Annotated in this window: 22 protein-coding genes; 9 read left to right on the plus strand and 13 right to left on the minus strand. The window is 68.1% G+C overall.

Translation table 11 applies throughout. The features are described from left to right. Positions 1–10 precede the first annotated feature (10 nt). The gene (locus FOZ74_RS10555) at positions 11–907 is read left to right on the plus strand and encodes a carbohydrate kinase family protein (protein ID WP_146913026.1); all 897 of its coding nucleotides are present in this window, start codon (positions 11–13) and stop codon (positions 905–907) included. Positions 908–1,025: 118 nt separating this feature from the next. Here FOZ74_RS10555 and FOZ74_RS10560 read toward each other — a convergent pair whose 3' ends face one another. The 6 genes from FOZ74_RS10560 to FOZ74_RS10585 form a co-directional block, all read right to left on the minus strand. Then, positions 1,026–1,568 carry a histone gene (locus FOZ74_RS10560; protein WP_146914176.1) on the minus strand — a complete coding sequence of 181 codons (543 nt, stop codon included), beginning with the start codon at positions 1,566–1,568 and terminating at the stop codon, positions 1,026–1,028. A 443-nt stretch (positions 1,569–2,011) separates the two neighbouring features. Further along, on the minus strand, positions 2,012–2,602 hold the full coding sequence (gene ampD, locus FOZ74_RS10565; protein ID WP_146913027.1) for a 1,6-anhydro-N-acetylmuramyl-L-alanine amidase AmpD: 591 nt from the start codon (positions 2,600–2,602) through the stop codon (positions 2,012–2,014). After that, entirely contained in the window at positions 2,586–4,058 is a 1,473-nt protein-coding gene (locus FOZ74_RS10570) for a sigma-54-dependent transcriptional regulator (RefSeq protein WP_432417457.1), read from the minus strand. Before FOZ74_RS10570 ends, ampD begins: the two co-directional genes overlap by 17 nt. Before the next feature lie 36 nt (positions 4,059–4,094). After that, a complete protein-coding gene (locus FOZ74_RS10575) occupies positions 4,095–5,795 on the minus strand; it encodes a two-component system sensor histidine kinase NtrB (RefSeq protein ID WP_146913029.1) in 1,701 nt (566 codons plus the stop codon). Further along, complete coding sequence (locus tag FOZ74_RS10580) at positions 5,792–6,019, minus strand: PP0621 family protein (protein WP_146913030.1); 228 nt, start codon at positions 6,017–6,019, stop codon at positions 5,792–5,794. Before FOZ74_RS10580 ends, FOZ74_RS10575 begins: the two co-directional genes overlap by 4 nt. Beyond that, positions 6,016–6,822, minus strand: coding sequence for a cytochrome C assembly family protein (locus FOZ74_RS10585; RefSeq protein ID WP_146913031.1), 807 nt, complete (start codon positions 6,820–6,822; stop codon positions 6,016–6,018). Before FOZ74_RS10585 ends, FOZ74_RS10580 begins: the two co-directional genes overlap by 4 nt. Positions 6,823–6,903: 81 nt before the next feature. Here FOZ74_RS10585 and ffh point away from each other — a divergent pair, with 81 nt between their 5' ends. Then, on the plus strand, positions 6,904–8,277 hold the full coding sequence (gene ffh / locus FOZ74_RS10590) for a signal recognition particle protein (RefSeq protein ID WP_146913032.1): 1,374 nt from the start codon (positions 6,904–6,906) through the stop codon (positions 8,275–8,277). 79 nt (positions 8,278–8,356) lie between these two features. Further along, positions 8,357–9,634: a type III PLP-dependent enzyme domain-containing protein gene (locus tag FOZ74_RS10595; protein WP_146913033.1), complete on the plus strand. Its 1,278-nt coding sequence runs from the start codon at positions 8,357–8,359 to the stop codon at positions 9,632–9,634. Here FOZ74_RS10595 and miaB read toward each other — a convergent pair. From miaB to mnmH, 3 genes are all read right to left on the minus strand, one after another. Next, positions 9,631–10,968, minus strand: a complete 1,338-nt coding sequence (gene miaB / locus FOZ74_RS10600) for a tRNA (N6-isopentenyl adenosine(37)-C2)-methylthiotransferase MiaB (RefSeq protein ID WP_146913034.1) — start codon at positions 10,966–10,968, stop codon at positions 9,631–9,633. The genes FOZ74_RS10595 and miaB overlap by 4 nt on opposite strands. Positions 10,969–11,042: 74 nt before the next feature. Next, complete coding sequence (locus FOZ74_RS10605) at positions 11,043–11,474, minus strand: hypothetical protein (protein WP_186764579.1); 432 nt, start codon at positions 11,472–11,474, stop codon at positions 11,043–11,045. Positions 11,475–11,505: 31 nt separating this feature from the next. After that, a complete protein-coding gene (mnmH, locus tag FOZ74_RS10610; protein ID WP_146913035.1) occupies positions 11,506–12,567 on the minus strand; it encodes a tRNA 2-selenouridine(34) synthase MnmH in 1,062 nt (353 codons plus the stop codon). A 225-nt stretch (positions 12,568–12,792) separates the two neighbouring features. Here mnmH and apbC point away from each other — a divergent pair, with 225 nt between their 5' ends. Continuing rightward, a complete protein-coding gene (gene apbC / locus FOZ74_RS10615; RefSeq protein WP_146913036.1) occupies positions 12,793–13,884 on the plus strand; it encodes an iron-sulfur cluster carrier protein ApbC in 1,092 nt (363 codons plus the stop codon). 30 nt (positions 13,885–13,914) lie between these two features. Here apbC and folE read toward each other — a convergent pair whose 3' ends face one another. Continuing rightward, a complete protein-coding gene (gene folE / locus FOZ74_RS10620) occupies positions 13,915–14,634 on the minus strand; it encodes a GTP cyclohydrolase I (RefSeq protein WP_146913037.1) in 720 nt (239 codons plus the stop codon). A 396-nt stretch (positions 14,635–15,030) separates the two neighbouring features. Here folE and FOZ74_RS10625 point away from each other — a divergent pair, with 396 nt between their 5' ends. The 3 genes from FOZ74_RS10625 to FOZ74_RS10635 all read left to right on the plus strand — a co-directional run bounded on the left by FOZ74_RS10625 (position 15,031) and on the right by FOZ74_RS10635 (position 17,803). Next, positions 15,031–15,993 (plus strand): Bug family tripartite tricarboxylate transporter substrate binding protein, encoded by a 963-nt coding sequence (locus tag FOZ74_RS10625; protein WP_146913038.1) that lies wholly within the window; start codon positions 15,031–15,033, stop codon positions 15,991–15,993. A 69-nt stretch (positions 15,994–16,062) separates the two neighbouring features. Beyond that, positions 16,063–16,965 carry an EamA family transporter gene (locus tag FOZ74_RS10630; protein ID WP_146913039.1) on the plus strand — a complete coding sequence of 301 codons (903 nt, stop codon included), beginning with the start codon at positions 16,063–16,065 and terminating at the stop codon, positions 16,963–16,965. Positions 16,966–17,002: 37 nt separating this feature from the next. Further along, a complete protein-coding gene (locus FOZ74_RS10635; RefSeq protein WP_146913040.1) occupies positions 17,003–17,803 on the plus strand; it encodes a UPF0149 family protein in 801 nt (266 codons plus the stop codon). A 9-nt stretch (positions 17,804–17,812) separates the two neighbouring features. Here FOZ74_RS10635 and FOZ74_RS10640 read toward each other — a convergent pair whose 3' ends face one another. From FOZ74_RS10640 to FOZ74_RS10650, 3 genes are all read right to left on the minus strand, one after another. Further along, the gene (locus tag FOZ74_RS10640) at positions 17,813–19,300 is read right to left on the minus strand and encodes an NAD-dependent succinate-semialdehyde dehydrogenase (protein ID WP_146913041.1); all 1,488 of its coding nucleotides are present in this window, start codon (positions 19,298–19,300) and stop codon (positions 17,813–17,815) included. Positions 19,301–19,403: 103 nt separating this feature from the next. Then, entirely contained in the window at positions 19,404–20,564 is a 1,161-nt protein-coding gene (locus FOZ74_RS10645; RefSeq protein WP_146913042.1) for an ABC transporter substrate-binding protein, read from the minus strand. Between the two features lie 186 nt (positions 20,565–20,750). Continuing rightward, the gene (locus FOZ74_RS10650; RefSeq protein ID WP_146913043.1) at positions 20,751–21,644 is read right to left on the minus strand and encodes a LysR family transcriptional regulator; all 894 of its coding nucleotides are present in this window, start codon (positions 21,642–21,644) and stop codon (positions 20,751–20,753) included. 420 nt (positions 21,645–22,064) lie between these two features. Between FOZ74_RS10650 and FOZ74_RS10655 the strand changes: the two genes are divergently transcribed. Then, a complete protein-coding gene (locus tag FOZ74_RS10655) occupies positions 22,065–23,276 on the plus strand; it encodes an FAD-dependent monooxygenase (RefSeq protein ID WP_146913044.1) in 1,212 nt (403 codons plus the stop codon). A gap of 55 nt (positions 23,277–23,331) precedes the next feature. Continuing rightward, entirely contained in the window at positions 23,332–23,949 is a 618-nt protein-coding gene (locus FOZ74_RS10660) for an NADPH-dependent F420 reductase (protein ID WP_146913045.1), read from the plus strand. Positions 23,950–24,177 lie beyond the last annotated feature (228 nt).

The raw sequence follows: 24,177 nt of genomic DNA on the forward strand, positions 1-24,177 counted from the left end.
CGGACCTGACATGGCTGCACTGATTTGCGGATCGCTGGCATTTGACACCATCATGGGATTCGAGGGGCGTTTTGCCGACCAGATCCTGCCGCAGCAGTTGCATATCCTGAACGTGTCCTTTCTGGTGCCGGGCCTGCGCCGCGACTTTGGCGGTTGCGCCGGCAACATCGCGTATGCGCTCAAGCTGCTCGGCGGCGATCCGCGCCCCATGGCTACGCTGGGCAGCGATGGCGAGGCCTATCTCGAGCGACTGCGCACGCTGGGCATACGCACCGACGCGGTGCAACTGCTCAGCGAGGTCTACACCGCGCAGGCCATGATCATGACCGACCGCGACAACAACCAGATCACCGCCTTCCATCCCGGTGCGATGGCGCTTGCGCACCGCAACCGCGTGGTGGCCGAGGATGGCGTGCGCGTGGGCATCATCGCGCCGGACGGACGCGAAGCCATGCTCGAACATGCCGAGCAGATGGCGGCCGCCGGCATCCCCTTCGTGTTCGATCCGGGCCAGGGCCTGCCCATGTTCGATGGCGATGCCTTGCGCCGCTTCGTGGGCCTGGCGAGCTGGGTCGCGGTCAACGACTATGAGGGTCAGATGCTGTGCGAGCGCACCGGCTGGAGCAAGGCGCAGATTTCGCGTCAGGTGCGCGGCCTCTTCGTCACGCTGGGCGCCCAGGGCTGCGAGGTCTGGGAGCAGGGGCAGAGCCAGGCCCTTGCTGCTGCAAAGCCGCGCGAGGTGCGCGACCCCACGGGCTGCGGCGACGCCTGGCGGGGCGCGCTGCTCTATGGTCTGGAGCGCGGCTGGCCTCTTGCACGCTGCGCTGAACTGGGCAATCGCCTGGGCGCGCTCAAGGTGGCGCACGAAGGGCCGCAGAACTACACCCTCGATTTTTCCGTCGCCTGAGTTGCGCTGCGGGCCCGCCGCCGGCGGGCGGCAGCAGCGCAGCCGTGCGACGCGGGGCGCAATGACAAAACCCTCCGGGCCATCAAGGCCGCGGAGGGTCGGGCAGGTGCCAAAAGGCTCAGGGCTTGCTCTGGGTCGGGAAGGGCCAGGCGGCTTGCGGGTTCAGCGTGGTCTTGGCCGGCGCCGTCTTCTTGGCGGGGGCGGCCTTTTTTGCGCTCGCCTTCCTGGCCGGTGCCGCTGCCTTCTTTGCAGGCGCCGCCTTCTTGGCCGGTGCTGCGGCCTTCTTCGCTGGCGCTGCGGCCTTCTTGGCCGGGGCCGCCTTCTTCACTGCCGCCTTTTTTGCGGGTGCGGCCTTTTTCGCCGGAGCGGCTTTTTTCACCGCCGCCTTCTTGGCCGGTGCCGCAGCTTTCTTGGCGGGCGCGGCCTTCTTGGCCGGCGCTGCGGCCTTCTTCACGGGAGCCTTCTTGGTCGGCGCCGCCTTCTTCACCGCCGCCTTCTTGGCGGGCGTTGCCGCCTTCTTTGCCGGCGCGGCCTTCTTGGCGGGCACGGCCGCCGCCTTCTTCACGGCGGCTTTTTTGGCCGGCGCTGCTGCCTTCTTTGCAGGGGCAGCCTTCTTCGCTGGTGCCGCCTTCTTCGCGGCGGGCTTCTTCGCAGTTGCCATCATGTTCTCCTTGAGTCGATTAGCAAAGAGCACTGCCTGCTTGCATGGCGCATGCAGCGATCCATGGCCACCGGGCGGGGTGCCTGGGGTCACGAATATGGAAACGCCCCGCACCTGTCGCATGGCCTTGCATGGCAGGGGTCGGGGGCGCCGTGAAATGCGTGGTGGATGGGTGGCGCAAAACCATGGCGGGGTGATTCAACGCCCTGACGCGTGGAGGCCGGCGTTGGGTTGGAGAGCCATGCGATCAGCACGGGCTTGCAGTGGCATGTCTATCGTGGTGCAGCTGTCCATCACGCACGGATTATGAAAGCAGTGCTTCAGAATGAAAAGCACACCAGGCTTGCCAGGCGGTGTTCTGTTGCTTGCATGCAGCGCTTGCGCGGGCCATCACGCCGCGCGCATGCCATGCACCGGTTCATGCTGCGGTGCGAGCCCGTGCTTCAGCGGCGCACGGTGGGCGCCAGCAGGATGCCGCTGCCCGCGCAGTGGCGCGACAGCAGCTCCCAGTCGAAGCCCGATCCGGGGTCGTTCTTGCGTGCGGGCGCGATGTGCTCGTGGCCCGCGACGTAGCGCACCGGATAGCGTGTGCGCAGGGCATCGAACAGGCACAGCAGCGTCGCGTACTGCGCGGGCTCGAAGCATTCGCCCTCCAGTCCTTCGAGCTCCACGCCGACCGCGTCGTCGTTGCAGCGCCCGCGCAAGCGCCAGTGCGAGGCGCCCGCATGCCAGGCGCGCTGGTCCGCATCGACGAACTGCCAAAGCACGCCCTTGCGCGTGATGAAGAAGTGGCTGGATACGCGCAGACCCCGGATCTGCGCGTAATAGGGATGGGCATCCCAGTCCAGCTGGTTGAGGAACAGCGCGGCTGTCGCCCCAGTGCCGTAGGCGCCCGGTGGCAGGCTGATGGAGTGCAGCACGATCAGATCGACGCAGGCGTTCTGCGGGCGTGCGTCGAAATTCGGCGAAGGGCGGGTGCGCGCGCAGGCCAGCCAGCCGCCGCGCCAGACGCCGGGCTCAGGACTGCGCGCCATGGTGCACGTCGGCCTCGGGCGCGTGCGGCAGGCCCAGGCGCCGCAGCCGCACCGTCCATTGGCGCGCGCTCAGGCCCAGCTTGGCCGCTGCTGCGCCGTGGTCGCCGGCGCATTCGTCCAGGGTGTGGCGAAGCAGGGCGGCTTCGCGCGCATCGAGCCAGGCGAGCAACGAGCCGCCGCTGCGCGCCGCTGCGCCGTCCTGATCATGCTGCGCCGGTGCCGCTGCGGCAGTGTTGCGGAGGGCCGACTCGGGCGCATCGCCGGACGGCAGGTATGGGGGTATCTGCAGGCCGGTGCCGTCGCTCAGTGCGAGCGCGCGGTGCAGCAGGTTCTCGAGCTCGCGCACGTTGCCGCTGAGCGGGTACTGCGCCAGCCGCGCGAGCATCGCCTCGTCCAGCGTCGGTGTGGCTACGCCCGACTCCTGTGCCAGGCGCTCGAGCAGCGTGGCGCACAGCACCGGCAGGTCCTCCAGACGTTCGCGCAAGGGGGCGGTGGCCAGCTCGATGACGTTGAGCCGGTAGTACAGGTCCTGGCGAAAGCGTCCGCTGTGTACGTCGGCCGCCAGGTCGCGATGGGTGGCGCTGACGATGCGCACGTCCACGGTTTCCTCCTGCGTGGCGCCGAGCGGGCGGATGGTGCGTTCCTGTACCGCACGCAGCAGCTTGGGTTGCATGGACAGCGGCAGCTCGCCGATCTCGTCGAGAAACAGCGTGCCGCCGCTGGCCGCCTGGAAATAGCCCACGCGGTCCTGCGTTGCGCCGGTGTAGGAACCTTTGCGCGCGCCGAAGAATTCGGCCTCGAGCAGCGCTTCGGGGATGGCGCCGCAGTTGACCGCCACCAGCGGGCCGGCCGCGCGCGGGCTGCAGGCGTGCAGCGCGCGCGCCACCAGTTCCTTGCCGGTGCCCGATTCGCCGCGCACCAGCACCGGCGCCATGCTGCGCGCCACCTTGGCGATGTCCGTGCGCAGCCGGCGCATGGCCTGTGACACCCCGACCAGCCGCGCCAGCGCCGCGGGCCGCACCTCGGCCTCCGCGTCGGTCCGGGGCTTTTGCCTTGCCGCAGCGAGCATGGCCGTGCCCGGCGCCTGCCGCGCGGCGGAGGCGACGACACTACGCACCTGCTTGAGGTCGACCGGCTTGGTCAGATAGTCGAAGGCGCCGGCGCGCAACGCCTCGACCGCGTTTTCCGCCGAGCCGTAGGCGGTCATGACGATGCAGCGTTCGCCGCGCCGCTGGGCGTGCATCTCGTGCAGCAGCTCCATGCCCAGGCCGTCGGGCAAGCGCATGTCGGTGATCACCACGTCAAAGCTCTGGCGCGCCAGCTCGGCCCGTGCCTGTTCCAGGCTGGCCGCCGTCTGCACGCGGTAGCCTTCACGCAGCAGGGTTAGCTCGCACAGCGTGCGCAGGTCAGGCTCGTCGTCGATCACGAGCACCTGGGAGGGGGCGTTGCCGGTCATGGTCGCGTTCATTGTTGCAGAGAGCCCGCGGCGGGTTCAAACCACGATCGCGTCCAGCGTCGAGGAGGCATCGGGCGGGCGGCTGGAGGCGCGGAAGGTGAGGGTGAAGGCATTGCCCTGCACCGTGCCGCGCGCCAGCTCCAGCGCGCGGCGTGCGTAGTGCAGCGTGGCGCCGTGGCGCTGGCACAGCTCGCGGCAGATGTACAGACCCAGGCCGCTGGAGCGGCTTTCGGACGAGAAGAAGGGCTCGAACAGGTGCTGCTGCACCGAGCGGTCCAGCGGCGCTCCGTCGCTCCATACCTGTACCGTTGCCGGCCGTCCGACGCTGCCCTGGGTGATGAGCTGCAGCGCGTCGGCCTCTGTGCTCGCGTAGCGCGCCGCGTTGTCCAGCAGGTTCACCAGCACGCGGCGCAGGTGTTCGGGGTCGAAGACCACCTGCGCCTGGCGTGCCAGCAGATTGAGCGTCACCGCGGTGCCGGGGTGGGCCGCCTGCCAGTCGGCGGCGATGCGCTGCACCGCCTCGTCCAGCACCAGCGCGCGCGAACTGGCGTTGCCCATCTGGTGGTGCACCCGGGCGATGTCGAGCACGTCTTCGGTGATGCGTGCCAGGCGCTCGGCGTTTTGCGCCACCATGGCCGACAGGCGCTGCTGCGCCGGGTCGCTCAAGTCCTCGGCCAGCAGTTCATTGGCCTGGATGATGGCGGCCAGCGGGTTGCGGATCTCGTGGGCCACCGCGGCCGACATGCGTCCCATCGCGGCCATCTTCTCGGTGCGCAGGCGCGCTTCCATCTCGCGCAGGTCCTGCAGGAACATGACGCACAACTGTTCCTGTTCGTCGCGTGCGCCGGGCTGCGCGGTACTGGTCAGCCAGGTGCGCACGCGCAGCACCAGCGGACTCTGGCCCTCGTGCGTGATGGTCACGTCGGCCGCCTGCGATTGCAGCTCGCAGCAGGTCTGGTGCGCAAGCTGCAGCAGCGGGCGCCAGCGCAGGTCGGGGGCCAGCGGGAAGGGCAGGGGCTCGTCGCCCTTGCGATCCATCAGCACCAGTGCCACGGGGTTGGCCAGGCGCACGCGCCCGTGCGGGTCCAGCACCAGTACGCCGTCGCTCACATGCTGCATCACCATGTGGCTGATGGCCGCCTGGGTGTGCGCGGCGATGCGGCTCTGGCGCGCATGGTGCTGTTCGTGCAGCAAGCGCGTGGCCAGCTGGTGCGCGAGCCAGGCGACGATGAAGTAGGCGGTGCCGGTGAGCGCGGCGCCCAGGTAGGCGCCGGTCGTCTCGGTGCCGCCGCGCCAGCCGGTCCACCAGGCCAGGGCCAGCAGCAGCAGCGTGGCGGCGGCTGCGCCGCCCAGGGCCACGCTGCGATTGCCCAGCACGCCCGCCATCAATACGGCAAAGCCGAACAGCGGCGTGTAGCTCATAGGCTCCTGCGTCTGCATCTGCAGCAGCTGCAGCCCGGTGTAGGCCAGCAGGTCCACGCCTATGGAGGCGAGCCAGGGCCAGGCGGAAGTGCCGGGCCAGTTGTCCGAGCGCGGCCACGAGCGCAGCGCGAGCGTGGCCGCAAGATAGGCGCCGCTGGCCAGCAGCAGGCGCGCGGTCACCGGCTGGCCCAAGGCCAGTGCGGCCAAGTGCAGTCCCAGCAGGGCCAGCGCCACCAGCACGCGTGCGGAGAGAAAACCGCTCCACAGGCGTGCGCTGCCCTGGGCGCTGCCGGGGCTGAGGGTGCCGCGTTTCAAGCGGGGCCCTGGTCGCGGTGGGCGCTGCAGCAGTAAAACTGCCCGTCCTGCGCCAGCGCATCGGCCTGGGGCAGGTGCAGGCCGCAGCGGGCACAGGCCACCATGGCCTGCGGCTTCCTGAGCCGGCGCGGCGCCGTCGCGCCTTGCGAGGGTGGCTTGCGGCCGCTGCGCGTGAGCGCGTAGAGCAGCACCACGATGAGGAGGATCAGCAGGTATTTGCTCATGCCGAACGTCCCAGCACGACCTCCAGCACGAAGCGCGAGCCCACGTAGGCCAGCAGCAGCAGCGCCGCGCCCGCATACAGCACGCGCCTGGCCTTGCGTCCACGCCAGCCGAAGCGCGCGCGCCCGACCAGCAAGATGGCGATGGTCAGCCAGGCCAGCAGCGAAAACACGTTCTTGTGGTCCCAGCGCGGCGCATGGCCGTAGAGCTGCTCGCCGAACAGCCAGCCTTCGGCCAGCGTGGCGCTGAGCAGAACGAAGCCGGCGGTGATGAAGCGAAAGGTCAGGCGCTCCAGCGCCAGCAGCGGCAGCCTGCCGGGCACCTGCTCGGCCTGGCGTATGCGCTGCTCGGCGCGGCCCATGAGCCAGGCGTGCACCACGGCCGCCGCGATCAGGCCGTAGCTGGCGATGCCCAGCGTCAGATGCAGCGCCAGCCAGGGAGATGAGCGCTCCTGCAGCGCGAGCCCCGGAAAGACGGCGGCTGCGAGCACCACCACGGCGGCGAGGATGGCCATGCCGACCACCGCGCCGCGCGACTGCATCTGCGGCAGCACCTGGTGCTCCACCGCGTAGGTGGCGAGCACCAGCCACAGCGTCATCGACAGCGCCGGCGCAAAACCGAAATGCGGGGTGCTGCCCAGCACGCCGGCAGCCAGCGCCAGCGCGTGCAGCAGCCAGCCCGGCGTCATGGCCAGGCGCTGGGCGCGGCCCGACACCTGGCGTCCCATGAAGACCGGCACCAGATAGGCGAGCGCCGCCGCGCCTGCCAGCGGCCATCCCGGCGATGATGCGGTCGGTAAAATCATGGTCCCGTCAGTTTAGCCTCTGGCCGTCGTGGCTGGAGCGCCACCCATTGGGGCCCAGCCGCCCCGCAGGAGCACCACCGCATGGCGTCCGCCCTTACCGACAAGCTCTCGCGCCTGGTCAAACAGATGCGCGGCCAGGCGCGCATCACCGAAGCCAACGTGCAGGACATGCTGCGCGAGGTACGCATGGCGCTGCTGGAGGCGGACGTGGCGCTGCCGGTGGTGCGCGACTTCATCGCGCGCGTCAAGGAAAAGGCGCTGGGCCAGGAGGTGCTGGGCAGCCTGAAGCCCGGGCAGGCACTGGTCGGCATCGTCAACAAGGAGCTTGCGGCGACCATGGGCGAGGGCGTGGCCGACATCAACCTGGCCGCGCAGCCGCCCGCCGTCATCCTGATGGCCGGCCTGCAGGGCGCGGGCAAGACCACGACCACCGCCAAGCTGGCGAAACACCTGCAAGAGAAGCGCAAGAAGAAGGTGCTCACCGTCTCGGGCGACGTGTACCGGCCGGCCGCCATCGAGCAGCTCAGGACCGTGACCGCGCAGGCCGGGGCAGAGTGGTTTGCCTCCGGCCCCGAACAGAAGCCGCGCGAGATCGCGCTTGCCGCACTGGACTATGCAAAGAAGCATTTCTTCGACGTGCTGCTGGTCGATACCGCCGGGCGCCTGGCCATCGACGAAGTGCTGATGCAGGAAATCAAGGAGCTGCATGCCGTCCTGAACCCGGTGGAGACCTTGTTCGTCGTCGATGCGATGCAGGGCCAAGACGCGGTCAACACCGCCCGCGCCTTCAAGGAGGCGCTGCCGCTCACCGGCATCGTGCTCACCAAGCTCGATGGCGACTCGCGCGGCGGCGCGGCGCTGTCGGTGCGACAGATCACCGGCGCGCCGATCAAGTTCGCGGGCGTGTCGGAAAAGCTCGACGGACTGGAGGTCTTCGACGCCGAGCGCCATGCCGGGCGCATCCTGGGCATGGGCGACATCGTCGCGCTGGTCGAGCAGGTGGCCCAGGGTGTGGACATGGAGGCGGCGCAAAAGCTCGCGGCCAAGGTCAAGAGCGGCGACGGCTTTGACCTCAACGACTTCCTCGGCCAGCTGCAGCAGATGAAGCAGATGGGCGGGCTGTCCAGCCTCATGGACAAGTTGCCCGCGCAGCTTGCCGCCAAGGCCGGCCAGGTGGACATGGGCAAGGCCGAGCGCGACATCCGGCGCAAGGAAGGCATCATCTGCAGCATGACGCCGCACGAGCGCCGCCGCCCCGACATCATCAAGGCCACGCGCAAGAAGCGCATCGCGGCCGGCGCGGGCGTGCAGGTGCAGGAGGTGAACCGCCTGCTCAACGAATTCGACCAGATGCGCACCATGATGAAGAAGATGAAGAGCGGCGGCCTGATGAAGATGATGAAGAAGATGGGCGGGATGAAGGGCATGCCGGGCATGCCGGGCATGCCGTTCTGAGGCCCATGAAAGCAAGAGTGTTTTTGGCCTCTGGCGCTTTCTGGCAAGGCGCTGGCAGCTATTGAATTCGGAGTATTTCATGGCGGCGGATTTCCGGCTGGACGCATCGCTCAAGGGTTATCCGCCCGCTGCCGCGCCCTGCCTTGCCAGCGAGATCGGCGGGCAGGGCTGGAACGTGCTCGCCGGCGACCTGCCGCTGCCGCTGGCAGTGCTGCGCCGCGGCGCGCTGGCGCACAACCTTGCGTGGATGCAGCGCTACGCGAGCGCGCGCGGCGTGGTGCTGGCGCCCCACGGCAAGACCACGATGTCGCCCGAGCTGTGCGCCATGCAGCTGGCTGCCGGCGCCTGGGGCCTGAGCTTTGCCAACGTCTGGCAGGCGCAGCTGGGTGTGGCCGCGGGCGCGGTGCGCATCGTGATCGCGAACCAGGTATTGCAAGATGCGGATCTCGATGCGCTGGATGCGCTGCTGGCCAGCCATGCGGGATTGCGCGTGTACTTTCTTGTTGATTCTTTGCGCCAGCTGGCCTTGATCGAAGACTGGGAACGCCGCCATGCCAGCGCGCGGGTGTTCGACGTGCTGCTGGAGCTGGGTGTCCCGGGCCAGCGCACGGGCTACCGTACGCACGAGCAGGCGCTGGCGCTGGCCCGCGCGGCTGCGGCCAGCACGGCGGTGCGCCTGTGCGGCATCGAGTGTTACGAGGGGCTGCTTGCCACCGGCGACAGCGCGCACGACGCGCTGGCCGTCACCGAGCTGGTGCGGCGCGCCCTGGCGCTGGCGCGCGCCGTGGATGCCGAAGACCTGTGGGCCGCGGGCGAGGCGCAAATCCTGCTTTCCGCGGGCGGCTCGGCGGTGTTCGACCTGGTGCTGCCGCTGCTGCGGGCACAGGGGCTGTCGCGCCCCGTCACCGGCGTGCTGCGTTCGGGTTGCTACCTCACGCACGACCATGGCAACTACCAGCGTTTCGTGCATCTGGTGGCCGAGCGCGAAGGCTTGCGAGACAGCCTGCAGCCCGCGCTCACCGTCTGGGCATTGGTGCAGTCCGTGCCGGAACCCGGCCTGGCGTTGCTCAATGCAGGGCGGCGCGACCTGTCCTTCGATATCGACCTGCCCAAGCCGGTGCGCTGGGCCGCGGCCGCCACGCGCGTTGCGCGCCCGGCGCCCGAGGGCTGGAAGATCAGCGCGCTCAACGACCAGCACGCCTACCTGCGCTTTCCCGCCGGAGCCGCTGCACCGGCTGTGGGCGACCGCGTGGAGCTGGGCATTTCCCACCCCTGCACCACCTTCGACAAGTGGCGCTGGATGGCGCTGGTGGAAGACGATGGCGCGGTGAGCGGCGCCATCCATACCTGTTTCTAGGCGCTCGCCGTCTCGCGGCAGAGCTCGCCGCGCAGCGTGTAGTGGCGCGCTTCGGTGATGCGCACGTCCACCATCTGGCCGACCAGCGCGGCGTCGGCCGCGAAGTTGACCACGCGGTTGCATTCGGTGCGGCCCATGAGTTCCTTGGGGTCGCGCTTGCTCGGGCCTTCCACCAGGATGCGCTGCACCGTGCCCACGCGCTCTTCGCTGATCGCGTGCATCTGGCGGTCGATGAGCGCCTGTACCTCTAGCAGGCGGCGCTGCTTGACCTCTTGCGGCGTTTCGTCGTGCAGGCTGGCCGCGGGGGTGCCGGGGCGGGCGCTGAAGATGAAGCTGAAGGAGTTGTCGAAGCCCACTTCCTCGATCAGTGCGAGCAGCTGGGCGTGGTCGTCCTCGGTTTCGCGCGGAAAGCCGATGATGAAATCGCTGCCTATGGCCATGCCCGGGCGCACCGCGCGCAGCGCGGCGATGGTCCTCTTGTACTGCGCGGCGGTGTAGCCGCGCTTCATGTACGACAGGATCTTGTCGCTGCCGTGCTGCACCGGCAGGTGCACGTGGCTCACCAGTTTTGGAATGCGCGCGTAGGCCTCGATCAAGCGCGGCGAAAAATCGTTGGGGTGGCTCGTCGTGTAGCGGATGCGCTCGATGCCGGGGATTTCGGCCACGTATTCGAGCAGCAGCGCAAAGTCGGCAATTTCCTTGCTCTTGCCCATGGGTCCGCGGTAGGCGTTGACGTTCTGGCCCAGCAGCGTGACCTCCTTGACGCCCTGTTCGGCCAGCTGCGCAATCTCGAGCAGCACGCTCTCGAAGGGGCGGCTCATCTCCTCGCCGCGCGTGTAGGGCACGACGCAGTAGCTGCAGTATTTGGAGCAGCCTTCCATGATCGAGACGTAGGCCGTGCAGCCTTCGGTACGCGCCGGCGGCAGGTGATCGAACTTCTCGATCTCGGGAAAGCTCACGTCCACCTGCGGGCGGTTTTCCTTCAACCGCGCGTCCAGCATCTGCGGCAGGCGGTGCAAGGTCTGCGGGCCGAAGACCAGGTCGACGAAGGGCGCGCGCTTGACGATCTCCTCGCCCTCCTGGCTGGCCACGCAGCCGGCCACGCCGATCAGTGTGCCCTTGTCCTTGAGGTGCTTGACGCGCCCGAGGTCGGAGAACACCTTCTCCTGCGCCTTCTCGCGTACCGAACAGGTGTTGAACAGCACCAGGTCGGCCTCGTCGGGGTTGTCGGTGGCTTCATAGCCCCGGGCATCGGCCAGCACGTCCAGCATCTTGCCCGAGTCGTACTCGTTCATCTGGCAGCCGAAGGTTTTGATGAAGACTTTCTTGCTCATGGGGTTCTCGCGGGGAAGGGGTCAGGACGGGCACCGGCCAGCGGCACGCAGGCGCGGCGTCCGGGCGCGGTGGCTCAGTGGCGCTGGATGCCGCCGTCCGGCAGTTCGGACTCGAAGCGGAAGTTGCGCAACTGCATGCCGGGCGCGGCGCGCGGGCGCGCGGCTTCGGCCTCGCTCAGGAGCCAGACGGTGTGCAGCATGCCGGTGGAGCGTTCGATCACGTAGTGCACCGTGAAGGTCTTGCCACGCAGGGTGTGCGCCATGACAAGGCGGTTGTGCGTGTCGAACACCCGCAGCCCGGGTGCGCTGCGCAGCGGCTGGCCGTTGAGCAGCACGCGCTGTGCCGACTCGAAGGTGACGCTGCCGCGCAGCGCCGCATCGGGAAAGTTGCGTGCCGCGCCGCCCGAAGGCGCCAGCGGCTGCTGCTGGGCCTGTGCGGGCAGGCCCGGGCCGGCCAGCAGCAGGGCCAGCGCGGCGGGGGCGAGTAGGCGGCGACAGCGGTTCATGGTGTTCATCCAGGGGCTGAAGCGGGGCATTTTAGGCGGCGGCCCGCGCCTGGCCGAGCAGCGTCTCGGCCAGCGCTGCGATGCCCGCATCGGACAGATCGCCAGCGGCGATGCGCTGGCGGGCGTCCCAGCGCGCGAAGTTGCGCTGTTGTGAGCGCCCGTAGTGCGGGTCGTAGTGACGTGCAATCAGCTCGCCGAACAGCGGGGCGAGCTCGCGCCCATGCGCCCAGGCCTGCCAGCGCTGCACGGTTTTGTGCCCGTGCATTTCGGTCAGCATCGCAAGGCGCTCGGCCAGCTCTTCGGGTTCGTCGCCGAGGTAGGCATAGTCGCGCAGCAGGTAGCGCAGGCGCTCGTCCAGCGGCGCATCGATCTCGATGCAAGGCGCCTGGCGCAGCCGCTGCACCAGCGCCGGCGGTACCGACAGGCGGCCGATGCGCGCGCTCTCGCCTTCCACATAGACGGGTTGCGCCAGGTCCATGGCCTGCAGCGCGTGCCAGATCCGGGTCTCGAAGTGTTTTTGCGAGGGCTGCTCCACCCCCGGCAGTCCGCCCAGCAGCGAGCCCTTGTGCCGTGCCAAACCTTCCAGATCGAGCACCTGCGCGCCGCGTGCGGCCAGGGCGTGCAGGATGCGGGTCTTGGCGCTGCCGGTGGCGCCCACCACCGCGCGAATCTGCAGCTGCGCCGCACCCGCCTGCAGGCCATCGATCACATGGCGGCGAAAAGCCTTGTAGCCGCCGGCGAGCTGCTCGGCCTTCCAGCCCACCAGGCGCATCCACTGCACCATGGCGCCGCTTCTCATGCCGCCGCGCCAGCAGTACACCAGCGGGCGCCAGCCGGCGGGCTGCTCGGCAAAGGCGCCGCGCAGGTGCTCGGCCAGGTGCGCCGCCACCATCGCGCCGCCCACGCGCCGCGCCTCGAAGGCGCCTTGCTGCACGTACAGCGTTCCGACGGTGGCGCGTTCGGCGTCGTCCAGCACCGGGCAGTTGATCGCGCCGGGGAGGTGGTCTTCGGCAAACTCGGCGGGCGAGCGCGCATCGATCAGCGCATCAAAGCGGCCGATGTCGGCGGGGCGTATGGGGCAGGGGTGGGACACGGCAATCGAAGGCGGCGGGCCGCTCGGCTGCAGGCGTGCAGCGGGCCGGTATTTTCGCCCACGCACCGCCGTGGCGCGGTGGCCTATGAAAATAATAGCTTGTAGCGCTTGCCAACAAAGCGTTTGGGGCATATTTTGCTTGAAATCACCGCACTTGCTCAAATGGCTAGCCGCCCTGACTAGACTAGCCGGGTTCACAGACCAGAGGTACGGAAACCACAGGACATGGCCATTACCGAACAGGATTTGCTGGCGGCGCTCGCCGGCGTGAAGGACCCGGTCTCGAGCAAGCCGCTGGCGACGGCCCGCAGCGTGCGCAACCTGCAGGTGGCGGGCGACAGCATTTCCTTCGAAGTGCAGATGGACTACCCGGCCAAAAGTCTGGTGCCCGATCTGCAGGCGCAGCTGTCGGCTGCGGCGCGCAGCCTGGCCGGGGTGCGCAGCGCGGCGGTGCACATCAGCAGCAGAATTACTGCACAGGTGGCGGGGCGCGGCGCGCGCCTGATTCCGGGCGTGAAGAACATCATCGCCGTGGCCTCGGGCAAGGGCGGCGTGGGCAAGAGCACCACGGCGGTGAACCTGGCGCTGGCGCTGTCGGCCGAAGGTGCGCAGGTGGGCATTCTGGATGCCGACATCTACGGCCCGAGCCAGCCGATGATGACCGGCACCTCGGGCAAGCCGGAGACGCGCGACGGCAAGCTCATGGAGCCCAAGCGCGCCATGGGGCTGCAGATCAATTCCATAGGCTTTCTGGTGCGCGAGGAGCAGGCCATGGCCTGGCGCGGCCCCATGGCGAGCAATGCGCTGGAGCAGCTCATCAACCAGACGCGCTGGCAGGACCTGGACTACCTCGTCGTGGACATGCCGCCGGGCACGGGCGACATCCAGTTGACGCTGGCGCAGAAGGTGCCGCTGACCGGCGCGGTCATCGTCACCACGCCGCAGGACATTGCGCTGCTGGACGCGAAGAAGGGCATCACCATGTTCCAGAAGGTGGGCGTGCCCATCCTGGGCATCGTGGAGAACATGGCGGTGCACATCTGCAGCCACTGCGGCCACGCCGAGCACATCTTTGGCGAAGACGGTGGCAGGCGCCTGGCCCAGGACTACGAGATGCCCTACCTGGGCGCGCTGCCGCTGGCACTGCACATCCGCCTGCAGGCCGACTCGGGCCGCCCCACGGTCTTTGCCGAGCCTGATGGCGAGGTCGCGCGCCTGTACAAGGCGATGGCGCGCCAGCTCGCGAGCAATGTCGCGCGCCAGGCTGGCAACGAGCTGCCGGCCTTCCCCGACATCATCATCAGCAAGGACACCTGAGGGCGGTGTCGCCCCAGCCCTTTGCGCGTCTTACCTGACGAACCCGAGGAACTCGCGGCGCAGCGCCGCGTTCGTGAGGAATTCGCCGCGCATGATGGAGTTGCTCATGCGCGCGCCCTCGTCTTTCACGCCGCGCCAGTGCATGCAGGCGTGGCTGGCCTGCATCACTACCGCCAGGCCGTCGGGCTGGATGCGCCGCTGCAGCTCATCGGCCAGCATGGTGATGGCCTCCTCCTGGATTTGGGGGCGGCGCATGATCCAGTCGCAGATGCGCGCGTATTTCGACAGGCCTATGAGGTCGGATTCGGCATTGGGCAGCACGCCGACCCAGACCTTGCCCTCGATCGGGCACAAATGGTGCGAACAGGCGCTGCGCACCGTGATCGGCCCGATCACCATGAGCTGGTTGAGCTGCGCCACGTTGGGAAAGGCCGTCACCTGCGGCGCGGCCTCGTAGCGCCCGCCAAACACCTCGTCGATGTAGAGCTTGGCCATGCGCCGCGCGGTATCGAAGGTGTTGTGGTCGTGGTCGGTATCGATGACGAGCGCGCGCAGCACGGCCTGCATCCTGGCCTGCACCTCGTCGCGCAGTTCGTCGAGCTCGCCTTCCTCGATGAAGTCGGCAATGTTGTCGTTGGCGTTGAAGCGCTGGCCGGCGCACATCAGGCGATAGCGTATGCGTTCGGAGACCGCCATGCCTGCACCGGCTTGCTTCTCGTTGTCGGGACTGGCTTGTACATGCATGAGCATTTGCGGCTCCCTTTCGTGTGGTTCCAAATCAGTCTGCCCTGCGGGCAGGAAAAATCAAGCGCTGGCACGGTTGCCGCTCGCGCAAACGCCACGAGGCGAGGGCCAACAAGGCGACGACGGTTCGGCTGAGCATGGAGGCGGGCCTGTTTTCCGGAGCGGGATGCGCCGGCACGCAGGCTGTGGTGCTCCCGCCGTGTCCGCAACCGTTGTGGCCCATTGGATGCGCGGGCACGCCCTTGCGTTTCAGGTGGCGGCGGACCGCGTGTCGCGCCCGCCCCGTCTGGCAGCCCGCTGGCATGTGTGCGAAGATCGCCCGCCGCCTGCGCGCCCCGACCCTTGCCTGAGTCTGCGGGCGAGGCGATCTGCCAAGCCGGCCGGCAGCCCCCCAGAGACACCATGCGACGACGCCAACTGATCCATGCCAGCGCTCTGGCCACCCTCCTGCCAGGCGCGGCGCTGTGCGCGCGCTGGCCCGAGCAGCCGCTGCGCTGGGTCGTGCCGTTTTCGCCTGGCGGCACCACCGATTTCGTGACTCGCATGCTGGCGCAGGCGCTCGCGCCGCTGCTGGGTCAGAGCGTGGAGGTGGACAACGTGCCCGGCCGCGGCACGGTGCATGGCGTCAAGCAGGTGGCCGACGCGCCGGCGGACGGCTACTCCTGGCTTTCCGTCACCAACAGCTTGTGCGCCAATGAAACCCTGGTGCGCCGTCTGCCCTACCGCATGCACGATCTGCAACCGGTCTCGGCCATGGCGCGCTCGGAACACGTGCTCGTGGCCTATCCGGGCAGCGGTCTGAAGAATGTGGCCGACATCGTCGCCCAGTACGAGAGCGGCAGGGGGTTGAGCTATGCCTCTTTCGGCCCGGGCAGCTCGGCCCATCTGGCGGGCGAGCTGCTCAAGACCATCCTGGGTACGCCGGGCATCGTGCACCTGCCCTACAGCGGCGAAGCGCCGGCGCTTGCCCAGCTGCTGCAGGGCAAGGTCGCGCTGATGTTCGGCACCTGGCCGCAGCTGCGCACTGCGATCGCCCAAGGCAAGCTCAATGCGCTGGGCGTGGCCAGCGAGAAACGCTCGGGCTTCGCGCCGCACTTGCCCACCCTGGGCGAGCAGGGCGCCAGCGTCGAGTCGGCTTCATGGAGCGGCGTGATGGCGCCGGCCGGGGTCGATGAGGCCGTGGTGCAGCAGATGAGCCAGGCGATTGCTGCGGTGTTCCAGACCCAATCCGCGCAGAGCCTGTTGCAGGCGCACGGTCTTGTCTCGATCGCCGGCAGTACCGATCAGTTTGCCCGGTTTCTGCGCAGCGAAGTCAAACGCAATGCAGACGTCATCTACCGCACCGGTATTGCCTTTGAAGACTGAAGCGATGCGCAAGCTGCCGGACTGCGGACCCGCGAGCCTGGCCAGTGGCGCCCGCGGGCGAGGGCCGGCATGAGCGGGGTTCGCCGCGGCGCCGGTGCGGGATTTGCCCTGCTCCTGCTCATTGCGCTGCTCATGGCCTGCAACCACGTGGCCGCGCGCCTGGCCTTCGACCATGGCGCGAGCGTTGCCACTGCCGTCGGCTTTCGCAGCCTGGGCACTGCGCTGGTGGTGACGCTGCTGGTGTGGCGCCAGGGTGCCTGGCGCTCCCTGCGCGCGCGCGAATGGCGCAGCCTCTTGTTCATCGGCGCGCTGATCGGGGTGCAGAGCCTGCTGCTGTATTCGGCGGTGGCACGCCTGCCGGTGGCGCTGGCGCTGCTGGTGTTCAACACCTTTCCGCTGCTCACCGCCTTCTGGGCACGCGTGCTCTATGGACACCGCCCCGAGCCCGCGGTGCTCGTGGCCATGCCGGTGATCCTGATCGGCCTGGTGCTGGCGCTCGACGTGCTGGGCGCGGCCTCCGGCCTGGGCGCAGCGGGTCAATGGCGCGAGATTGGCGCGGGCGTGGCCTTTGCGCTCTCCGGTGCGGTGATGTTCGCGCTGGCTCTGGTGCTCACCCAGCATGAGGCGGGCGCAGTCGACGGGCGCGTGCGCACCCTGGTGTCGATGGCGGTGGTGGTGGTCGTGGCCTGCGCCGCGGCGGCGGCACAGGGCGGTTTCCAGCTGCCCGATGCGGCGCCCGGCTGGTGGGGCCTGGTCCTGCTCACCGTGCTCTATGGCACGGGCATCACGATCTTGTTCACGGTCCTGCCGCGCCTGGGGGTGGTGGGAAATTCCGCGGTGCTCAATGTGGAGCCGGTGTTTGCCCTGATCGTCGGCTGGCTGGTGCTGCGCCAGTCGGTGGCGGGGATGCAGATGCTCGGGGCCATCATCGTCGTCGCCGCCGTGCTCTGGCTCGGTTCGCGACGGCGCTGAGGCTTACCATGCCGCCTTGTCCAAGCAAGGCATCGCCATGACCCAGCCCACCACCCACGTACCCACCGGCCAGGACGCGGCCCCCGCTGCGCACGGCGCCACCCTGGCAGCGCTGGAAGACCTGCTGCAGGAGCTGCAGGGCAGACACGGCGGCGACGTGCCCGAATGGGAGTACTGCGAAGGCGTCCTGACGGCATTGCTGTGCACACGCCGCGAGGTGCCCGCCGATGAATGGCTGGCCATGCTGTTCGAGCGAAGCACGCAGGAGATTTTTGCCAGCCCCGCCGAGCAAACCCGCTTCATGATGCATTGGCTCGAGCGCGAGCAGCAGCTGCGCAGCGCGCTGCAGGCGCCGGTACAGGCGCTCGACGATGAACGTGCGTTGGATCCCGGCGTGCTGGACTGGCGCGGCCTGCTGCTGAGCCTGCCCGAGCCCGAGCGCGCGAAACTGCAGGACGCCGAGGCGCCGCCGGCCTTCGCCCAGGCCTGGGCGGCGGGCTTTCTCGATGCGGTGGACCACTGGATGGAGGACTGGGCTCCGCCGCGCGACAAGGAGATCGCTGCCGAGATGCGCGAGGCGATTGCCGCCATCGGCGTGCTGCTGCACGATGACAGCGGCGTGCCCGAATTCAATCTCTACGACGAGGCGTGCGCGCCCAGCGTGAGCCAGGCGCGCGTCGAAGCCTTTGGGGATGCCGTCTGGGCGGTGTACGACCTCTACGACATCGCGCGCAGCCTGGGGCCGCGACAGCCGCCGGCGCAAAGCGACAAGGTGGGGCGCAACGACCCCTGTCCCTGCGGCAGCGGCAAGAAGTACAAGAAGTGCTGCGGCGCCTGAGCTACCCCCTCAGCGCTGCACATCCGCCAGGCACAGGTACTTGATCTCCAGGTACTCCTCTATCCCGTGCACCGAGCCCTCGCGCCCCAGGCCCGACTGCTTGACGCCGCCAAAGGGCACATGCTCGGTGGAGATGAGCCCGGTGTTGATGCCCACCATGCCGTACTCCAGCTGCTCGCTCACGCGCGTGATGCGCCCCACGTCGCGCGCATAGAAATAGCTCGCCAGGCCGAACTCCGTGGCATTGGCCGCGGCAATCGCCTCCTGCTCCGTGTGAAAGCGAAACACTGGCGCCAGCGGCCCGAACGTCTCCTCACGCGCCACCAGCATCTTGTCCGACGCATCGGCAAGCACCGTCGGCTCGAAAAACTGCCCCCTGAGCCTCTTGCCCCCCGTGACAATGCGCGCGCCCTTCTTGAGCGCATCCTTCACATGCTTGTCCACCTTGGCCAGCGCCGCCGGCTCGATCAAGGGCCCCACACTCACCCCCTCCTCAAAGCCATTGCCCACCTTCATCGCCTTCACGCGCGCAGCCAGCTTCTTGACAAACACCTCATAGACACCGTCTTGCACATACAGCCGGTTGGCGCACACGCAAGTCTGACCCGCATTGCGGTACTTGCTCGCCAGCGCCCCCTCCACCGCCGAATCCAGATCGGCATCATCGAACACGATGAAAGGCGCATTGCCCCCCAGCTCCAGCGAGAGCTTCTTGACCGTGGGGGCGCACTGCGCCATCAAAATGCGCCCCACCTCGGTGGAGCCGGTAAACGACAGATGGCGCACCACGGCACTCTCGCACAGCGCCTGGCCGATGGCCGGCGCATCCGTGCCCGTCACCACATTGACCACCCCTGCGGGGAAGCCCGCACGCTGGGCCAGCTCGGCCGCCGCCAGCGCCGTGAGCGGCGTGAGCTCGGCCGGCTTGATCACCACGGTGCAGCCTGCCGCCAGCGCCGGAGCCACCTTGCGCGTGATCATCGCCAGCGGGAAATTCCACGGCGTGATCGCCGCGCACACCCCTATGGGCTGCTTGAGCACCAGATAGCGCTTGTTGGCATCGTAGGTGGCCAGCGTCTGGCCGCTCACACGCTTGGCCTCCTCGGCAAACCACTGCACGAAGCTGGCGCCATAGGCCACCTCGGCGCGTGCCTCGGCCAGGGGCTTGCCCTGCTCGGCCGTCATCAGGCGCGCCAGATCCTCCTGGTGCTGCATGAGCAGCTCATACCAGCGCATCAGGACGGCAAAGCGCTCCTTGGCGCTCTTGCTGCGCCAGGGGCCCCAGGCGGCGTTGGCCGCCTCGATGGCCGTGCGCGTCTCCCTGGCGCCCAGGTCGGCCACGTCGGCGAGCTTGTGGCCGCTGGCCGGGTCCAGCACGTCAAAGCGCTGGCGGCCCTTGAGCCAGCGGCCATTGATCAGACCGTCGGTGATGAGGAGGCTGGGATCGGCCAGGTCGGCCAGCGGGGAGACGGAAGAGGAAGAGACAGTAGATGGCATGGCCTTGTGCCGTGAAGGGTGAAAAAACCCCGCACTGTGGCGGGGCAGGAGGAAGAGGGCGCGCTGGCGTCTGGCCAGCGGCAGATCGTGCAAGGCGGGTGCCTTACTTCATCAGCTTCCAGTCGCCGTTGACGATCTCGACCAGCACTACGCCCTGCTCGTCCAGGCCGTTGTGGTCGGTGGCGGTCATGGTGTAGACACCGCCCGCGGCGGGCACGTTCTTCAGGCCTTCGAGCGCATCACGCAGCGCAGCACTGAAGGCCTTGCGGTCGCTCGGCTTGGCGCTCTTGAGTGCCACCGGGATGGCTTGCTCCAGCAGCACGCCCGAATCCCAGGCGTTGGCGCCGAACTGCGTCAGCGTCTTGGGGCCGTGGGCTGCCTGGTAGGTGTCGGCGAAGCGCATGGCCGCAGCCTTGAACGAGGCACTGTCCGGCAGCTGTGGAGCGACCAGCCCCGGCGCCGCCGCGACGATGGTGCCGTTGCAATCGGCGCCGCAGATGCGCAGGAAGTCGGGGTTGGCCACGCCGCCGCTCTGGTAGAGCTTGCCCTTGTAGCCGATCTGGTTGAAGGAGCGCTCGGGCAGCGCCGCGGCCGTGCCCGAGGCGCCGATCATGACCGCATCGGGCTTGGCGGCCCTGATGTGCAGGGTCTGTCCGGTCACCGAGGTGGCGGCGCGGCTGTAGCGCTCCGAAGCCACGAGCTCGATGCCGTTGGCCTTGGCCGATTCCGCGAAGTTGATCGACCAGTCTTCGCCGAAGGCGTCGTCAAAGCCGATGTAGGCTGCCTTCTTCACGCCCTGGTCCTTCATGTGGCGCGCGATGGCGTTGGCCATCAGCGCCGTGGAAGGAGCGGTGTTGAACACCCAGCGGCGCTTGTCGTCCATGGGGTACACGATGGAGCGCCCCGCCGCCACCGAGATCTGCGGCACGCCGGCGTCGGCCAGGGTGTCGCGCATGGCCAGCGAACTCGGGGTGGTGGTCGAGCCTATGACGGTATGCACGCCGTCCTCGGTCACCAGCTTCTTTGTCGCCTTGACGGCGCCCGTGGGGTCGGAAGCGTCATCGAGGATGATGTACTGCACCGCTTCACCGCCGATCTGCTTGGGGAACAGCTCCACCGTTTTCTGCTCGGGTATGCCGAGGGAAGCGGCCGGACCGGTGGTGGACAGCACGACACCGATCTTGATCTGGCTGTGCGCGCTCGCCGCCGCGAGCGTGAGGGCGGCCAGCGTGAAGACGGCCCGATACAGGTTGCTGCAATTCATCGTGGTTTCCTTGGTTGTCTCCGGATATGGAAAGGCTCCAGCGCCCGCCCGCGGGTCGATGGAGCCCTGTACCGTAGCGACGCCAAGGCCATCAATCAATGAAGCTTGTGTGGACATAATGTTCACGAAATTGAACAATCCTTGGGGGCCGAAGCCGGCTTTTCAGGCGGTTTGGCCCGGATGGGCTCAGCGCAGAGCGTGCGAATACGCCGCCAAGGCTTCGAGAAAGTAGCGCACCTTCTCCGGCACCATGCGCTTGCCCGGCAGCAAGGCGTAGATGCGCAGCGGCTCGCAGGTGTAGTCGGGCAGGCGCACGCGCACCAGTTCGCCGCGGGACACTGCCGGCGCGCAGAAATTGGCCGTGACGCGCGTGATGCCGAAGCTGCTGGTCGCCGCCTGCAGGCGAAAGTCGGCGTTGGCGCTGATCACGCGCGGGTTCTGGATCGGCACGCCATGGTCCACGCCGTCCTTGTCGGTGAAGGTCCATTCGGTGTCCGCGCTGCTCACCACCAGCGGCCAGGACTTGAGGTCTGCGGGGTGCAGCGGCTGCCCCATCTGCCGCAGCAGCGCCGGCGAGGTGAACAGGCCGCGCTCGAGCGAAAACATGCGCCGTATCACGATGCTCGACGAGGGCAGCTGGTGCTCGAGCATGGCGAAAACGATGTCGTAGGGCTCGACGTGCGGATTGATCTGGCGGTGTTCCACGTCGATCTGCAGCTGCAGGTGCGGATAGGTTTCCATCACGCGGCAGGCCACCGGCCCGAGGTGGTGGGCGCCGAACTCGTAGGGCGCGGCGATGCGCAGCGTGCCCGCGACTTCGCGCCGGCTCGACAGTGCCTCGTTGCAGGCTTCGTGCAGGTTGGTGAACAGATGGGCTGCGCGCTTGTAGAGGATTTCACCGGCCTCGGTGGTCCGCACGCTGCGTGTGGTGCGCTCCAGCAGCCGTGTATCGAGCTCCTGCTCCAGGCGTTGCACCGCGCTGCTGATGCTCGATTTGGGATGCCCCAGATAGTGCGCCGCCGCCGAGAAACCGCCGTGCTCTACAACATGGCAGAACATTTCGCAATCGTTCCAGTTCATGGAAAAAGATTATCCAAAAATTTGGACAGTGTGTCCGGCTGGCGTCGGTTTATCTGCCGCTGCCGTACTCCTAGACTGCGGGCGACTCGCATGGACCTGAAGGAGACATCGCAAGTGGCCAGGACTGAGTCATGTAGCCGGCACCGCACGGCGGCCTGTGGGCGCGTGTGCGCGCCGCCAGCGCCGGCACGGGGCGGCGCGAGCTCGCGAGCGCTCCTTGGCGCTCCGTCCGGTGGGGCGCGGTTGCAGCCCGAGCTGCATGCATGGCCGTTTGCCCTGTCTGCCCGTGCCCCGCACGGTCCGTGAGCGGAATTTCCCGCCGCGGGCGCCTCGCTGCGGCGGGGCGATTGCATCAAATTTCAAGCCGGCGTGCAGCGCATGGACATGCGGGCACCAATCAAACCAAACGAAGGAGAATGAATGCTTAGTCAAGATACCAGGATCGCGATCGTGGGCGGCGGGCTGGCCGGACTCACGGCTGCGGTCGCCCTGCAGAAGATAGCCGGCGTTAGGGCCACGGTGTTCGAGCAGTCGAACAAGCACGACGAGGTCGGTGCGGGCGTTACCGTGGCGCCCAACGGCTCGCGCATGCTCGACAAGCTGGGCTTGTTCGAGCCCATCCGCGATGCCGGGGCCACCCCTGACGGGCACGGGGTCTATCTCGATGCGCTGGGCAATGTGGTGACCGACGCCGCCTGGGAAGACAGCGCGAAAAAGTACCAGAACGTCGGCATATTCAGACCGGACCTGATCGACATCCTTGCCGGGGCGGTGGATCCCGACATGATCCGGCTGCACCACCGGGCCAGCTCGGTCGAGCTGCTGGACAAGGGCGTGCGCGTGCATTTCACCAATGGCGAGCAGGAAGACTTTGACGCCGTCATCGGTGCCGATGGCATCCGTTCGGTGGTGCGGGCGGCGGTGGGGCAGCAGACCGGCTTCGTCTATTCCGGCTTCATCGCCTACCGCGGCGTGATCGATGCCGCGGACCTGCCCAGGGACTGGAACAGGATCAGCCAGACCTGGATGGGCAACGACCGCCACCTGATGACCTACCCGCTGCAGCAGCACAAGCTCTACAACTACGTGGCCTGCGTGCCCAGCAGCCGGCCCCTGCACGGCCCCTGGTCCGGCCCCGCACAGGTGTCCGAGGTGCATGCCGAATTCGAACGCCAGAAATGGGACCCGCGGGTGCATGAGTTCCTCTCGCACATCAAGGAGACATTCTGGTGGGGGTTGTTTGACATCGAGCCCCTGACCAACTGGTCGCGCGGGCCGATCGCGCTGCTGGGCGATGCGGCCCACAGCATGATCCCGCACCAGGGACAGGGCGTGAACCAGGCCTTCGAGGACTGTCTCACCCTGGCCTACTTCCTCAAGGAGGCGGACAGCGTCAGCGACATTGCGCTGGCCTTCAGGCGCTACACCGCCGTGCGCATGCAGCGCGCGACCATCCTGCAGGTGGGTTCGCGCCGGGCGGGCTGGATGTTTGATTCGCAGTTCCAGTTCACCGATACCGAAAAGCGCGACGTCGACATCACCTCGGGGCGCGACTTCCGCCGCGCCGCGGTTTTCGACTACGACGCGCTCAAGGTTGCCGAGATGGCGCTCAAGCGGTTCAAGAAGCTTTGATTCGCATTGGACATCGCGCAGTCAGCACCCCAACGTACCAACAGGATTTACTCGCATGACATCGATAAGCATCATTGGCAGAGGCAAGATGGGCTCGGCAATCGCCGGGATCGCGCAGCGCGCGGGAGCGCAGATACAACTCGTCAACCGCAGCGCCACGCCAGCCGACGACCGCCCCGACACCACCCACGCGGTTCTGGGCGAGGACCTCACCGGGGACATCGTCGTTCTTGCGGTTCCGCACGGCGCCTACCCCAACATCCTCAAGCATTACCGCGATCGGCTCGGTGGCAAGGTCGTCATCGACATCAGCAACCCGATGGATTTCACGACCTACGAGCAGCCCGAAGCCCTGCGCAACACCTCCACCGCGCTGGAGCTGGCCAGGGAGCTGCCCGAGGACGTGGCGGTGCTCAAGGCCTTCAACGTGAACCTGGCGGACACGCTCAAGACCCGCACGAACGGCATGACGGCGACGACGGTGCTGTTCGCCGGGGACGATGCGGCGGGAAAGCTCGCGCTCACCGAGCTGCTGCAGGCCGCGGGGCTGCGCGCCGTGGACGTCGGGCCCCTTCCGCGGTCGGTACAGCTGGAGGCGATGGGCTATCTGCAGATCGTGCTGGCGTCGTCGGGCAAGACGCGCTTCGAGTCGGGCTTCAGTCTGCTGCCATGAACCCTGGCCTTCGCGTCTGCAGTCGCGCGCGGCCGCGCGGCATGTTCCGTGAAGCGGCGGCATGCCAGCGCGTGGCCGCGGCGCGCCCGGCTCGCAGGTGCGAGCAGGTGCATGGCGGCCGACGCAAGAACGGTTGCGGCGCCATGGCTGCGGCCGGCCTTCGCATCGTGCCGCAAGCTGAACCGGCGCGCTTCATCGCCAGCCCACGGCGGTGTCTCTCACGCTCTC

This window comes from Comamonas flocculans, assembly GCF_007954405.1.
GTDB classification, from domain to species: Bacteria; Pseudomonadota; Gammaproteobacteria; order Burkholderiales; family Burkholderiaceae_C; genus Comamonas_C; species Comamonas_C flocculans.